Genomic DNA, 14,714 nt, shown 5'->3' with positions numbered 1-14,714 from the left:
GCCTGCGCAGCTGCCGTTCATGCGCACCTCGGTGCCGCCGGAGAGGAACAGAATCTTGGCGTCCTCGCCGCCCAGCTCGATGACCACGTCCGCCTGGGGAGCCAGCCGCTTGGCGGCCACCCGGGTGGCGAACACCTCCTGCACGAAGGGTACGCCGCAGCCGTCCGCCAGGCCCATGCCCGCGGAACCGGAAATGGCCAGATATGCCTTGCCGCCGGGCACCTGCTCTTTGGCAAGCCGTGCCAGCAGCTCCCCGGCCTTTTCGGTGATGTGACTGCCGTGGCGCTCGTATGTATCGTAGATGACCTGATCGTGCTCATCCAGCACGACGCACTTGATGGTGGTGGAACCAATGTCCAAGCCTACCCGCATGTATCAAACACTCCTTCTTGCTGTACGGGAGCCCCGCCCCCGCGAAAAACCAATGCGGACCGCCCGGGGCTGCAGAACACCCCGGCGGCATGGGAGCGGCGCGGTGCGCTCCGGTGTATATCATACCGCGCAATTTTGAACGAATTGTTGCGCCAAAGCTCTGCTCACAGCGCCCGGAAGCCCTTGCCCACGATCTCGGAGGAATTCACGATGGTGAGGAAGGCCTTGGGGTCCACCCGGCGCAGGTGGTTGCGCAGCAGCACCGCCTGCCGGCGGGTGAGCACGGTGGTGAACACCTGCTCGGCCTGACCGGTATAGGCGCCCTCGGCGGTATAGACCGTGGCGCTGCGGTGCAGCTTTTCCAGAATGAAGGCTTTCACGTCCTCCGGGTGGCTGCTGATCACCGTGACCACCTTGCGCTGGTTCAGGCTCTCGATGAAGCTGTCCACCATGAAGGCCTTGGCAAAGGTGCCCAGCACACAGTACAGGCCGGTGGCGATGCCGTACAGCCCGCCCGCCCAGGCCGCGATGGCCAGGTCCGAGATGAGCAGCGCGCGGCCGATCTCCATGCTGGTGTATTTGGAGAGGATCATGGCCACAATGTCGGTGCCGCCGGTGGAGGCCCCCACGTTGAACACAATGGCGCTGCCTGCGGCAGGCAGGGCCACCGCGAAGCACAGCTCCAGCAGCGTGTCATTGGTGAAGGGGGCGCTCATGGGGTAGATCTTCTCCAGCAGACTCACGAAGGCCGACAGGGCAAACGAGGAATAGATGGTCACGCCCATGGTCTTCACGCCCAGGAAGATGATGCCCAGCGCAACCAGGATGCCGTTGATGATGAACAGCGCCCCGCCCACGTTCATGCCCGGCCACAGGGTGGCCATGATGATGGACACACCGCTGGTGCCGCCCATGGCGAAGTGGTTGGGGGTCTTGAACAGGTGGATGCCCGCCGCAGTGAGGAACAGGCCCAGATTCAACAAAAATGCATATTTTGCAAATTCACCGGGGCTGCTCATGTGTTCCAGTCGAAAAGGGATCAGCTGCCGCCCCTTACCGGCTTTGTTGTGTGGTTTTTCCACGCTCATCGCTCCTTTTTGCCCTTCGCTGCCTGCGTTTATACTGCACAAAAAAATCCGAGCCCGCAAACAGGCCGCCCTCAGCCAGGAGCGGCGCCGCGCGGGCAGCGTTCGCTTTTGACCCGCGCCGAAGCATCGCTGCCGCGGGCGGCGGGCCGGTATTCTTTTGCGCGCGGTCTCGCCTTACCCCTGCTCGTTTACTTATTAAATACGCGTACGCGCATGGGCATTCGCTATTTTACATTACCACAGTACATTGTTCCTGTCAATGTTTACAGCTCACTTTGGCATTTCTTACCGTTTTTCGGGCCCGAACCGAAAAATTCCTGCGCGGATTGTATGGTTAACGCTTGCGCACCGGGCGGCTTTTTACTATAATTTTAACCAGAAAAGCCAAAGTTTGGGCAAAGCGGCTTTGCCCGTTCCGGAACGCCGCCGCTCTGCTCTGCTCCAGAGGAGTGATCTTCTGATGAAACATTTGTCCGTTTTTCGCCGCTGGATGCACACCGTCCGGCAGCTTCGCCTTGCCCTTCTGGGCCTTACACTGCTGTTCGTGACCCTGGTATTCAGCGCGCTGGACTTCACCCTGCAGCTCAACCGCTACACCATCGCCTCCAGCCAGGATTCCCTGCAAAACACCGCCCGCTCCAGCATCGTCACACTGGAAAGCTATCTGGAACGGCAGCTGAGTTATGTGCAGTGGGCGGCCACCGCCATCGCCAGTCTGCCCGAGGGCAGCAGCGAAGCCGAGGTGCGCCAGCTGCTGGATGAATACTTCCAGCGCAGTGACTTTGCCCAGATGTGGGCTGTCTCGCTGGATAAGCAGGCCATCTCCTCCCAGGGTTTTTCGCTGGATCTGTCCAGCGAAGAGGCTCTGGACAGCGCCTTTCAAGGGCTGAGCGGCTATTCCGCCGTATACACCAGCCGCACTTACAAGGACGATCGGTTCTACGTATACGTCCCGGTGCGTGTAAGCCCCGAGCAGCCGGTAACCGGCGCCGTGCTGGGGGTGCTGGAGGTGGACCAGCTGGCACAGGAGCTCACCTTGTACGGCCTGTCGGACGAGAGCTGCCTGGCCGTATTTCAGCCGGACGGCAAGCTGGTTTATGCCTGCCCCAATCTGCGAAGACAGCTGACGGACAGCGACAACTTCTGGGACACCGAGGTTGGCCACATTCTGGGCAGCCTGCCCGAAAATGAAGCCGGGCAGTTCGGCACCGCCGGCAGCGATAAGGATGCGGTGGCTTGGCTGTGCGTTCCCACCGGCATCCAGAACTGGTACCTGTATCAGGATGTGCCCCAGAGCGCCCTGCTGGCCACCAATGCCCAGGAGACCAGGCTGGTGATGCTCATGGCGGTGAAGATGCTTGCCGCCTCGGTGGTGATGCTGGTGCTGCTGGCGGTCTACCACCGGCAGCGGGAAGGCCAGGTGCAGCGGGCCGAGGACTCTCTGCGCACCAGCAACCAGCTGCTGGCCATGGCTCTGCAGCATACCGCCATCACCCTGTTCATTTATGACCTGCACGATCATACCATGGCTTCCTGCGCCGAGCCCCGGCCCGGCGAAAAAGCCTCTGCGCCCACCGAACCTGCCCTGCTGGTGCAGAACGGAACGGTGGCCCCCCAGCATTCCACCGGCTTTCTGGCTCTGTTTCATCAGATCCGCCAGACGCAGGAACCGGTGCAGGGCGATTTTCTGGTGCGCTGGCCGGGCCAGAGTGAATACCGCTGGACCCGGGTGACCCTGACCGCCGTGCTCATACCGGGTCAGGCCCCCAGCCATGCCATTGTGACCTTTGAGGACATCACCGAGGAGCGCCGCCGGGAGGACGAACTGCGCCAGCGGGCCAACCGGGACCCACTGACCGACCTGTTCAACCGGCGTGGGCTGCGGGTGCGGGTAAACGAACTGCTGGCCCAGCCCGACCCGCCCAAAACCGCCGCCCTTTTGATGATGGACCTGGACCACTTCAAGGAAGTGAACGACATGCTGGGCCATCCCGTGGGCGATGTTCTGCTGCGGGAGGTGGCACGGCTGCTGGAGCAGCTGGCCCCCGCCCCCGGCATGCCGGTGCGGCTGGGCGGCGACGAGTTCCTTGTGCTGCTGCCCGGCGCGGACTGGGCCCAGGCCGAGGCACTGGCCGGGCGCATCTGCGACCGGCTGCCTGCCCTTGCCAGCAAGCTGGAGTTGGGTGTTCCGGTGGGCGTGAGCGTGGGTGTGCACCTGTTTGACCCCGCCGCCGAACCGCTGAACCAGGCCTATCAGCAGGCGGACGTGGCCCTCTATACCGCCAAGCGCAACCGGGGCTGCTGGGTATCCACCCGCAGCCTGCGGAAGCTTTGAGCCCGGGAGGTATGCCATGGAACCGTTCGTACATTACAACATCTATTTTCAGATGGCCGGATTTGTATTTCTGGCCGCGCTGGCCCTGATCTGCCTGCTGCGGCAGGGGGCTCACACCCTCACCCGCACCGCTTTGCACCGGCTGTTCGCCAGCGCCATGACCGCCACCGCGCTGGATGTACTGGCCACTCCGGTACGCGCCGGGGCCTGGTCCTGGGTGCCCGGATGGGTGGCCCACCTGCTGCTGGTGGTCTGGCTGATCAGCCAATATCTGTTTTTCGCCTGTTTTGTGCTGGGCATCCTGTTCCTAGCCAAGGCGCCCGGTCCTCGGCTGCGCCGGATGATGCAGCTGACCGGTGTGGTGTGCTTTGCCGGAACCGCCGCCGCCCTGCTGAGCCCCTGGCTGGGGCTGCTGTACCGGCCCGCGCTCAGCGGCGGCTTTGCCGATGGTCCGCTCTATCTGCCCATGCTGGCGATCTGGTGGCTGCTGCTGGTCTTTGCCTGCTTCTGGCTGCGCGGGGCGCGGCCGGGCTCCGGCCGCCGCTGCGCCGCCTGCATGGCCGGACTCGTTCTGACTGCCATGCCGCTGCAGCTGGCTGTGGGCCGCGTGCGGCTGTTCTGGTTTTTCGTGGCGCTGTCCCTGCTGCCCGCCGCGCTGGGCGCACCGCTGCCGGGCAATCAGATCCACACCGCCAGCCGCTGCCCCAACTACCGGGCCCTGGTGGACACCCTGTGGGACTGCTACCAGTTCCGCAAGCCTTATAATCTGGCCTTTCTGCGCATCGCCCCCGCCAACGACGCGGGTGCAGCCCAGTCCACCGCCTGGATGGCTCCGGCCGCAGCACGGCTGCGGGCTGCGCTGCCCCGGTGCACCGTCTTCTTTCTGAGTCAGGCGGACCGGTTCGTGGTATTCAGCCGGGGCAGCCGGGAGGGCTTCAGCAGCCAGATGGCGGAGCTTGCCGCCGGGCTGAACGAGGGCTGGCTGCTGGGGGAATCCACCGTTACCCTGACCCAGCCCGCCTTGCTGATGGACGGCCTGCGCTGCGCGCCCGACCTGGATCAGGCGCTGCTTCTGCTGGACCTTCTGGAGAAGTTCGTGCCGGACGGCCCGTCCCATGCGGCTCCCCAGTGGGTGAACGATCAGGCACTGGCCCGCTTGCAGCGCACTCTGGCGGTGCGCCGCGCTTTGACCGGTGCGCTGGAGCGGGGGCGCTTTGCACTGCGCTATCTGCCGGTGCTGAACGCCCGCACCGGAAAGCCGGTGCAGCTGGAGGTGCTGCCCCGCATCGACGACGAGCAGCTGGGCCTGCTGGGCCCGGATGCCTTTGTGCCCATTGCCGAGCGCTGCGGCCTGACCGAGCGGATGGGCGAGGTGATCTTCGATTCGCTGCTGGCGGCCATGGCTGCCGACCCGGAGCTGTTCAGCCGGGTGGAGCGGGTGAGCATCAACCTGAGCCCGCTGCAGCTGGCGGAGCCGGACCTGGCGGACCGGTTCATCCGCATGGCCCGGGAGAAGGGCGTGCCCTGCTCCCGGCTGGCCTTTGAGCTCACCGAGAGCCGCAGCCTGCGCCGGAACGACGGGGTTCCCCGGCTGATCCGCCAGCTGTTCGACGCAGGAGCCGCCATCACGGTGGACGACTTCGGCGCGGGCCATTCCAACCTGACCCGCATTCTGGACCTGCCGGAGGCGGGAGCCGTGAAGCTGGACCGCTACGTGATGCGCATCTGCCTTTCCCGGGACCCCCGGCTGCTGGCCCACCTGATCGACTTCGTGCACGACTGCGGCAAGCTGGTGATCGCTCAGGGCGTGGAAAGCCGCCAGCAGGCCCAGCAGCTGGTCGATCTGGGCGCGGATTACCTGCAGGGCTTTTACTACACCATGCCGCTGGACGAGGCCGGTCTGCGCCGGTTCCTGCACGGCGACGGAATCTGAATGGCTGTTTGCCTTTGCTGCCCTGCTTTCTGTGTTGCAAAGCGGGGCAAAATCCTGTAAAATGGGAGAATAGAGCGCTTGGGGCCCCTTTGCGGGCCCCTTCAAAATAAGAGGAGCGAAGAATCAGCTATGGAAAAGCCGAACAATTTTCTCACCGAGATCATCGACGCGGACCTGGCGGAGGGCCGCGTAACGGAAATTCACACCCGGTTCCCGCCGGAGCCCAACGGCTACCTGCACATCGGCAGCGCCAAGGCCATCTGGATCAACTGGGGCATTGCCAACGCCTACGGCGGCAAGTTCAACCTGCGCTACGACGACACCAACCCGGTGCGCGAGGACGACGAGTACGTGAAGAGCATCGAGGAGGACCTGCGCTGGCTGGGTGCTGTGCCCAACGGCGGCATCTACTACGGCAGCGACTACTTTGAGAAGTGCTACGAGTACGCTGAGCAGCTGATCAAGGAGGGCAAGGCCTACGTATGCGACCTGACCCGCGAGCAGATGCAGGAGTACCGGGGCACCCTGACCGAGCCCGGCAAGCCCAGCCCCTGGCGGAACCGCAGCGTGGAGGAGAACCTGGACCTGTTCCGCCGCATGCGTGCCGGTGAATTCGCCGACGGCAGCCGTACCCTGCGCGCCAAGATTGACATGGCCAGCCCCAACATGAACCTGCGCGACCCGGCCATCTACCGCATCGTGCGCGCCCACCATCACCGTCAGGGCGATGCCTGGTGCATCTACCCCCTGTACGATTTTGCCCATCCCATCCAGGACGCCATCGAGGGCATCACCCACAGCATGTGCAGCCTGGAGTTTGAGAACCATCGTCCCCTGTACGAGTGGGTCATCAACAACCTGCATCTGGGTCCCTTCCCCATCCAGCGCGAGTTCGCCCGCCTGAATGTGTCCAACACCGTGATGAGCAAGCGCTACCTGCGCGAGCTGGTGGAAAAGGAGATCGTGGACGGCTGGGACGACCCCCGCATGCCCACCCTGTGCGGCCTGCGCCGCCGCGGCTACACCCCCTCCAGCATCTTTGAGTTTGTGAAGAAGGCCGGCGTTTCCAAGGTGTACAGCCTGGTGGACTACCGCCTGCTGGAGTACTGCATCCGCACCGAGCTGGAGACCACCGCTCTGCGCCGGATGGCCGTGACCGAGCCCATCAAGCTCACCATCACCAACTACCCCGAGGGCAAGGTGGAATACTTCGATATTCCCAACAACCCCAACAAGGCCGCCAACGACTCCTCCACCCGCAAGGTGGCCTTCTCCGGCAGCCTGTACATCGAGAAGAGCGACTTCGCCGAGGTACCCCCGCCGAAGTTCCAGCGCCTGAAGCCGGACGGCGAGGTTCGCCTGATGGGCGCCTACATCGTGAAGTGCAACGAGGTCATCAAGGACGAAAACGGCGAGGTGGTCGAGCTGCGCTGCACCGCCGACCTGGAGACCGGCAACGGCAACCCGGTGGACGGCCGCAAGGTGAAGGGCACCATCCATTGGGTGAGCGCCGCCCATGCGGTGGACGCTGAGGTTCGCCTGTACGACAAGCTGTTCACCCAGGAGAACATGGGCGAGCTGCCCGAGGGCAGCGACTACAAGGACTTCCTGAACCCGGATTCCGTGAAGATTCTGAAGGGCGCCAAGCTGGAGGCCAGCCGAAGTTCCAGTTCGTGCGCATGGGCTACTTCACCCCGGATTCCAAGAATCCCGGCGTGTTCGGCCGCATCGTGACCCTGAAGGACAGCTTCAGCAAGACTCTGGAGCAGAAATAAGTTTAGCACGCTTGCTTCAAACAGCACCGGCGGCTGCCGTATTCCCCCACCCGGGGAACGGCAGCCGCCGGTTTTTCTTTGTTTTCTTCCGCCTTGCCAGAAGCTTTTGGTCTGTGGTATACTGAAATATAGCGGGCAGATGCCTGCCAGCCATATACAGATTCTTTCGCGCCGCTGTGCGCGTTTTCCATATCCCCATCAAGGAGGCCTTTTTATGATCGCTTTATGGATCGTGCTTATTCTCATTCTTATTCTTTTGATTCTGCTGGGCGTTGCTGCCGCCCGTGCGCTTCAGATGAAGCCCACCTCTGCCGCCACCGCTCAGTTCCCGGATTCCGATCTGGAACGGGCCCAGCGGTACGCCGAGGCCCTGTCGGCTCTGGTGCAGTGCGAGACCGTGTCGGAAAAGGACCAGGCAAGCCGCCGCAAGTTCCAGGCCTTCCACAAGCTGCTGCGGGAGCAGTTTCCTCTGGTGCACAAGGCAGCCACCCGCACCGTGCTCAACGGCAGCCTGATCTATAAAATTCCCGGTCTGGACGGCGGCGCAGGCGCGCCCATCCTGATCATGAGCCACCACGACGTGGTGCCCGCCCAGGGTGAGTGGAAGTACCCGCCCTTCTCCGGCGAGATCGTCGAGGGCTCGGTGTGGGGCCGCGGCACCGTGGACACCAAGGGCAGCCTGTTCTGTTTCATGCAGGCGGTAGAGGAGCTGCTGGCCCAGGGCTGGAAGCCCGAGTGCGACGTGTATCTGGCCTCCAGCTGCACCGAGGAATGGGGCGGCGACGGCGCGCCCGCCATTGCTGCCTGGCTCAAGGAGCAGGGGGTCCATCTGGGCCTGCTGCTGGACGAGGGCGGCATGATCATGGATTCCCCCATGGCCGGGGTCAAGGGCCGCTACGCCATGGTGGGCGTGGTGGAAAAGGGCTACGCGGATGTGAAGTTCACCGCCAATGCCGCCGGTGGCCACGCCAGCGCTCCCGGTCCCAACACCGCACTGGTGCAGCTGGCCAAGTTCATCTGCAAGACCGACCGGCACAGCCCCTTCCAGGCCCGCTTCTCCCCCACCCTGCGGGAGATGTTCCAGCGCCTGGCTCCCAACATGAGCTTTGGCATGCGGATGCTGCTGGGCAACCTGTGGCTGTTTGAGCCGCTGCTCTGCTTCCTGCTGCCCCGTGTGAACCCGCTGGCAGGCGCAATGATGCGCACCACCTGCGCCTTCACCATGGCCGAAGGTTCCCCCGCCTACAACGTGCTGCCCCAGCAGGCCTGGGTCACCGCCAACATGCGCTGCATGCCTCACCAGGGCACCGACGAGAGCATCGAGATCATCCGCGCCGCTGCCAAGAAGTGCGGGCTGGACACCGAGGTGCTGAAGGCCGACCCGGCCTGTGCCGAGGTGGACTTCAAGGGCGATGCCTTCCGTCTGCTGGAGGAGACCATGGGCAAGATCTACCCCGGCTACGGGGTGGCCCCCTACATCATGACCGGCGGCACCGATGCCCGGTTCTACATGTACGAGGGTGTGGTGGAAAACGCCCTGCGCTTTGCCCCGCTGGAGATCAACAAGCAGCAGTACGCCAGCATCCACGCGGCCAACGAGAACCTGTCCATCCTGGCGCTGCCCCCGGCCGTGGACTTCTACCAGGAGCTGCTGCGCTGCTACTGCGCCCGCAACGGCAAGCCGGAGCTGGCCCCCGAAAAGCCTGCCCGCAAGGCACCGGCCCGCAAAAAGGCGGCTCCCAAGGCCAAGACCGAAGCGGAGGAGCCTGTGACCGAGACCGCCGAGCCCGCGCCCGAAGCTGCACAGCCGGAGAGCGAACAGCCCGCACCGGAGGCCCCGGCAGAACAGCCGAAGAAGGCCGCGAAGCCCCAAAAGAGCGCTGCCGCAAAGGCGGAAGCCGCTGAGCCTGCCGAAGCTGTGGAGGCTGCGGAAGCCACCGAGCTGAAGCCGGAAGCGGACGAACCCCCTGCCGAAGCGGACGAGCCCCGGGAGGAATAATCCAAACGCAAACGAGCACCTGCATGAAAAACGCAGGTGCTCGTTTTTTGTTTGTTTTTTACTGTTTCGCGCCCCGCAGCAGCCGCCATTCCAGCGCGCCGCAGCCGCCCAGATACACCACCCAGAACAGGCCATAGGCCACCAGAGAATTCACCGGGATGGGATAGGGTGCGCTGGCAAAGCCGCCCATCAGGTTATTGTACAACAGGGACAAAGGGATGAAGGGCAGCAGCCACAGGTTCACTGCCCAGAACCGCCGCTTCGCCCGGGGACGGCTGGCAGGCTCGCCCATCGTCATGCCGATGGCATAGACCACGCAGCCCATCACCATGAGCAGCAGGCCGATGGCGGTGGCGATGGCGGTCTGCTTTTCGTACCAGAGCATCGTCGCTGCCAGAAGGCCCGCCACGGTGCTGCCGGTGGCCACCACCGAGAAAAGCGCCGCGTCCGGCCCCTGCTCCCGCGCTGCCGGGTGCTGCCCGGTCAACAGATAATCGGTGGTGACATCCAGCTGCTTGCTCAGCGCCAGCAGCCGTTCCAGGTCCGGCGCTGTCTGGCCGCCCTCCCATTTGGACACCGCCTGCCGGGACACGCCCACCCGGTCCGCCAGCTCCTCCTGGGAAAAGCCCTTTGCTTTGCGCAGCTGCTGAAGCCGCTGGCCCAGCTCCTCGTTCAGACTCATACCGTCCACTCCTTTTTGTTTCGCTGGAACCCAGTATACCCGATGAAGCCGGAGCCTGTCCACCATTCGCCGCCCGAATTCCGTCAACCTGTGATTGCCTTTTGTCAACTGCTTCTCCTGCGGGCGCAAAAAAGCGGCGGAGGCCAAAAGCCTCCGCCGCTTTGCATGCAAAATTGATTTACAGGATGCCGCACCCGGCCAGCACCAGAAGCACCGCCAGCAGGCCGAAGTTCAGCACGCTGAACACCAGCAGATACCGCCCGGTGTTTGCGCCCGGGGCCTTGGAATAGATCTTCAGGCTGATCAGGCTGGCCAGGCTGGCAATGGGGGTGCCCAGACCGCCCAGGTCCACACCCATGAGCAGGCCCGCGCCGTTCTCGGTAAAGCCGGAGAGCAGCACCGCCGCCGGCACGTTGCTGATGACCTGGCTGGCCGCCGCGCCCACCAGCATCTCCCGTCCCTGCATCACACTGGCCAGGAAATTCTGCAGCGCCGGAATGCGGGCCAGGTTGCCCGCGAAGACGAAAAAGCACACGAAGGTGACCAGCAGCGCAAAGTCCGCCCCCAGCACCAGCTTACGGTCGAATACCGCCAGTGCCGCGATCACCACCACCAGCAGCGCGGGCCAGGGCAGCAGATGGAACACCGAGGCAAGGCAGACGCAGAACAGCACGCCGCACAGAATCAGCTGGGCGCGCTGGCGGGCGGTCATGGGTCCTTCCTCGTTCTGGCTGGTCAGGGTGACCCGCCGGGCCGGGGTGAGCAGGCACAGCACCACCAGCACCACCAGGCTCGCCAGAGTGGCGGGCACGGTGAGGGCGAAGAACTCGCCCGCGGAAAAGCCGTAGCGGCTGTAGAGATAGAGGTTCTGGGGGTTGCCCACCGGGGTGAGCATGCTGCCCAGATTGGCCGCCACCGTCTGCAGGCTCACCACCCAGGGCAGCAGGCCGCCCTGGCCGCTGGCGGCCAGCACCAGCACCGCGAAGGGCACAAAGGTGATGAGGGCCACATCGTTGGTGACCAGCATGGAGGAGAAAAAGCAGAGCATCACCAGCACAAGGCACAGCCCCTTGCCGCTGCCGCTGCGTTTGACCAGCGCCGATGCCATCCGCCGGAAGGCCCCGGCCTGCTCCATGCCCGCCACCACGGCCATCAGGCAGTAGAGCAGGGCCAGCACCCGGCCGTCCACATAGCCCAGGTATGCCGCGTCCGGCGGAATCACCAGACAGGAGGCCAGCGCCAGCACCGCCGAGATGACCAGCACCGGCTCGCCTTTCAGCCATTGCATCACGTTTTTCATCGGCCCAGCACCTCCTTCTTCAGCACCCGGAAGGCCTCGTCCTCGCCCTTGTCCCGCAGGGTGATGAGCATGTATTCCAACAGCTTTCGCGTCTCCGGGTGGAGAATGTAATGGTCCCGGCCCCGGTCGTAATATTCCCAGGGGGAGGCATCGGTGTAGTTCTTGCCCTGATACACCTTGCTGGCGGCCACCCGGTCGCAGAACATCTCGGCCACAAACTGCAGCGGCATCTTGTTGCCGATCAGCTTGCCGGTGCCCGCCGGGTCGTAGTCGATCCAGTATTCCAGATGGTGCCGGTTGCGCCCCTTGTGGTGCAGCCAGGCGGTGCTGCAGCCCTCGGCCTGACGCTGGGCGTCGTTGGGGCTGCGGTTGCCCTGATAATATTTCACCCCGGGCCAGAATTCACTGGGCGAATATTTGGAAAGGTCATGGGTCAGCCCCCGCCAGTAAAGCCCCAGCCGGAAGCAGTGCTTCATCACCAGCCATTTGTGGTGATTGATGGTGCAGAAATGCCCCCACAGATTCACGATGTATCCCTCCTGCAATCAAAGACCGGGCTCCATGGGAACCCGGCCTTTATTATAGCATATTTATGCAGCGGCGTGGACCATCAATCAATGGTTTCCGACTGCTCGTCCAGCCGGTCTTCCCACAGATAGTGCCGGGTCTCGGCCACGATCACCCCGCTGAGCAGCAGCACCGAAATCAGGTTGGGGAAGGCCATCAGGCCGTTCATCAGGTCCGCGAAGCTCCAGACCAGATCCAGGTTGGCCACCGCGCCGATGAACAGCACCACCAGGAACACCAGCCGGTACACCGGGATGCCCTTCGGCCCGAACAGGTATTCCACGCAGCGCTCGCCGTAATAGCTCCAGCCCAGAATGGTGGTGAAGGCAAACACCGAAAGGGCCAGCGCCAGCACGATCTGACCGGCGGGCAGGTTGGCAAAGGCCAGGCGGGTCATGGCGTCGTCATTCGCGCCCTGATACAGCTCCGGCTGCTTGACCATGCTGCTCACAACCACGATGCCGGTCATGGCGCAGACGATCACGGTGTCCCAGAAGGTGCCAGTCATGGAGACCAGCGCCTGGCGCACCGGGTTTTTGGTCTGGGCAGTGGCCGCCGCGATGGGCGCGGTACCCAGGCCAGACTCGTTGGAGAACAGACCCCGGGCCATGCCGTAGCGGCAGGCGGCCATCATGACGCCGCCCACGAAGCCGCCGGCGATCTGCTGGAAGCCGAAGGCGCTTTTCACGATCAGCACCAGCGCCTCGCCCAGATAGGGAGCGTTCAGCACCAGAATGGCGATGCAGCCCAGAATGTAGAACAGGCTCATAAAGGGCACCAGCTTTTCGCACACCTTGGCAATGGCCTTGACGCCGCCCAGGATCACTACGGCGGTGATGGCGGTGACCACCAGACCGGAAAGAGCGGGAGCCACCCCGAAGGTGGTGTGAATCACGTCGGTGATGGCGTGGCTCTGCACGGTGCAGCCCGCACCGAAGGTGGCCAGCACCGTGAAGGCGGCGAAGATCACCGCCAGCCATTTCCAGCCAAGGCCCCGCTCGATGGTGTACATGGGCCCGCCCACGATGGCGCCGGTCTTGCCCCGGGTGCGGTACTTCACCGCCAGCAGGGCCTCGCCGTACTTGGTGGCGATGCCGAACACGCCGGTGAGCCAGCACCAGAGCACCGCGCCCGGGCCGCCCAGGGCGATGGCGGTGGACACGCCGATGATGTTGCCGGTGCCGATGGTTGCCGCCAGCGCGGTGGCAAGCGCGCCGAACTGGCTGATCTCGCCCTGACTGCCCTCATCCGGCGAAAGGCTCAGCCGGATGGCCTTGGGAATATGCCGCTGCACCAGACGCAGCCGGACGGTCAGAAACAGATGGGTGCCGAACAGCATGACCAGCATCGGCACGCCCCAGATAAAATTGCTGCACGCGCTCACAAGCGCGGTGAGGCTTTCCATGGGATTCTCCCCCTTAAAATCACAATATTTTAGTATTATACCATATCAAAGCCAGCCGCGCAAATCCGCGAAAAAGGCCGGGCCCCGGCAGCTTCCGGGGCCCGGCGCGGCTTTGTCTTATTGTTTTTTCGCGTCAGAGTCCCCGGTGCCGTCCGGGGCAGCCTTGCTCGCGCACAGCACGTTGTCGCTGTCGCACACGCCGCTGGTGGTGGGGTCGGTGATCACGCCCAGCACCGCCAGCACCGCAAACAGGGCGTTCACCACCGCCAGCAGCCGGTTGCCCAGCTCGCCCAGATCCAGCTGGTAGCCAAACACCGCCGCCACCACCTGAACCAGCAGCAGCACCGCCGGGATCAGGCTCAGCCAGAAGGCCTTGTTTTGAATGCGTACCATCCAGTTGATCTTCTTCATCTTGTTCCTTCCTTTCGCTCCAGAATCGTGATTCGTGTTTCGTGGTCGTTGAGGGCAGCGTCCTGCCCGTCGTTGTGCTTCCACAGGCGGCGGTGGCTGTCGGTGTTGTCCCGCTCCTGACGGGCCTGCCGGTCCTGCAGCCCCTCCACCAGGGTGGAAAGCTTGGTGAGGGTGCTGTTCAGCCGAATCACCGGCGCCCCCACCGACAAAAACAACCCGGCCACCACCACCAGCACCCCGACCACATTCCATTCATTCATATTCATCCTCCTCACCAGATAAACTCCGCTGAAAAGCCCAGCCCCTTACAGTAGTCACGGTTTCGCCCTTGTACGCAAGCTGCACCATGGGGTAGCCGTCCACCAGACCATCCGCCAGAGTAAGAACCGGATAAGTACCCTCCGGCAGCTTGTCTGTTTTTCCGTCCGGGTTCAGCACCACCGCGTTGATGTCCGGCGCGGTGAAGTATTCGCAGCGGCCGGCATCGAACACCTCCAGCTGCTTGCCGGAAAGGGGCACAAATTCCGCCGCGCCGGGGGTGCAGCGCTCCCGCACGATGCGGGGCAGGTCACAGTACATCCGGTTCAGATCGCACCGGCCCGCAACGCCGGGCACCGACCCGCTGCTGGAGTGCTGCCAGACGGCGGCGTTGTCCACCCCGATTTTGCCAGTGTAGTTGGCGATCCACAACCCCTCGTACGGATCGAGGGCCGCCATGTCCATGTAGCTGTTCACAAAGCTGGTGTAGCTGTAGAACATGGGCAGATAGCCCGCCGCGGCCACCACCTCCATAAAGGCGTTGCAGATGGCGGTATTCTTCGCCCGGCTGAAGGCAGCGTATTTGGCC

Annotated in this window: 11 protein-coding genes and 2 pseudogenes; 4 read left to right on the top strand and 9 right to left on the bottom strand. The window is 63.8% G+C overall.

Annotated features, from left to right (window positions below; genetic code table 11):
* Together J7G73_RS11665 and J7G73_RS11660 are read right to left on the bottom strand one after the other, a co-directional pair.
* A pseudogene (locus J7G73_RS11665) lies at positions 1-372 on the bottom strand (2-hydroxyglutaryl-CoA dehydratase); the annotation flags it as partial.
* 164 nt (positions 373-536) lie between these two features.
* Positions 537-1,454 carry a YitT family protein gene (locus tag J7G73_RS11660; RefSeq protein ID WP_367113995.1) on the bottom strand — a complete coding sequence of 306 codons (918 nt, stop codon included), beginning with the start codon at positions 1,452-1,454 and terminating at the stop codon, positions 537-539.
* 466 nt (positions 1,455-1,920) lie between these two features.
* Here J7G73_RS11660 and J7G73_RS11655 point away from each other — a divergent pair, with 466 nt between their 5' ends.
* The 4 genes and pseudogenes from J7G73_RS11655 to J7G73_RS11640 all read left to right on the top strand — a co-directional run bounded on the left by J7G73_RS11655 (position 1,921) and on the right by J7G73_RS11640 (position 9,502).
* Positions 1,921-3,795 carry a diguanylate cyclase gene (locus J7G73_RS11655; RefSeq protein WP_291246371.1) on the top strand — a complete coding sequence of 625 codons (1,875 nt, stop codon included), beginning with the start codon at positions 1,921-1,923 and terminating at the stop codon, positions 3,793-3,795.
* A 16-nt stretch (positions 3,796-3,811) separates the two neighbouring features.
* Entirely contained in the window at positions 3,812-5,728 is a 1,917-nt protein-coding gene (locus J7G73_RS11650; RefSeq protein ID WP_291246370.1) for an EAL domain-containing protein, read from the top strand.
* A gap of 129 nt (positions 5,729-5,857) precedes the next feature.
* Positions 5,858-7,503: pseudogene (locus J7G73_RS11645) on the top strand (glutamine--tRNA ligase/YqeY domain fusion protein).
* A 214-nt stretch (positions 7,504-7,717) separates the two neighbouring features.
* Entirely contained in the window at positions 7,718-9,502 is a 1,785-nt protein-coding gene (locus J7G73_RS11640; protein ID WP_291246369.1) for a M20/M25/M40 family metallo-hydrolase, read from the top strand.
* A gap of 58 nt (positions 9,503-9,560) precedes the next feature.
* Here the strand turns inward: J7G73_RS11640 and J7G73_RS11635 are convergent, their stop codons facing one another.
* The 7 genes from J7G73_RS11635 to J7G73_RS11605 form a co-directional block, all read right to left on the bottom strand.
* Positions 9,561-10,184, bottom strand: coding sequence for a helix-turn-helix transcriptional regulator (locus tag J7G73_RS11635; protein WP_291246368.1), 624 nt, complete (start codon positions 10,182-10,184; stop codon positions 9,561-9,563).
* 178 nt (positions 10,185-10,362) lie between these two features.
* Entirely contained in the window at positions 10,363-11,484 is a 1,122-nt protein-coding gene (locus tag J7G73_RS11630) for an SLC13 family permease (protein WP_291246367.1), read from the bottom strand.
* Entirely contained in the window at positions 11,481-12,011 is a 531-nt protein-coding gene (locus J7G73_RS11625) for a DUF5662 family protein (RefSeq protein WP_291246366.1), read from the bottom strand. Before J7G73_RS11625 ends, J7G73_RS11630 begins: the two co-directional genes overlap by 4 nt.
* 83 nt (positions 12,012-12,094) lie before the next feature.
* Positions 12,095-13,456, bottom strand: a complete 1,362-nt coding sequence (locus J7G73_RS11620) for a sodium:alanine symporter family protein (RefSeq protein WP_291246365.1) — start codon at positions 13,454-13,456, stop codon at positions 12,095-12,097.
* Positions 13,457-13,573: 117 nt separating this feature from the next.
* Positions 13,574-13,867 carry a phage holin gene (locus J7G73_RS11615; RefSeq protein ID WP_291246364.1) on the bottom strand — a complete coding sequence of 98 codons (294 nt, stop codon included), beginning with the start codon at positions 13,865-13,867 and terminating at the stop codon, positions 13,574-13,576.
* Positions 13,864-14,127, bottom strand: coding sequence for a hypothetical protein (locus J7G73_RS11610; RefSeq protein WP_087291696.1), 264 nt, complete (start codon positions 14,125-14,127; stop codon positions 13,864-13,866). The genes J7G73_RS11615 and J7G73_RS11610 overlap by 4 nt, the downstream gene beginning before the upstream one ends.
* On the bottom strand, positions 14,120-14,714 hold a 595-nt coding region (locus J7G73_RS11605; protein WP_291246363.1), incomplete at its 5' end, for a GH25 family lysozyme. The genes J7G73_RS11610 and J7G73_RS11605, both read right to left, overlap by 8 nt.

Origin of the sequence: Allofournierella sp., assembly GCF_017889395.1 — a bacterium.
In the GTDB taxonomy this organism is placed as follows: domain Bacteria; phylum Bacillota; class Clostridia; order Oscillospirales; family Ruminococcaceae; genus Allofournierella.
The sequence above is the reverse complement of the archived record's forward strand: the minus strand, read 5'-3'. Positions and strand labels throughout refer to the sequence as shown.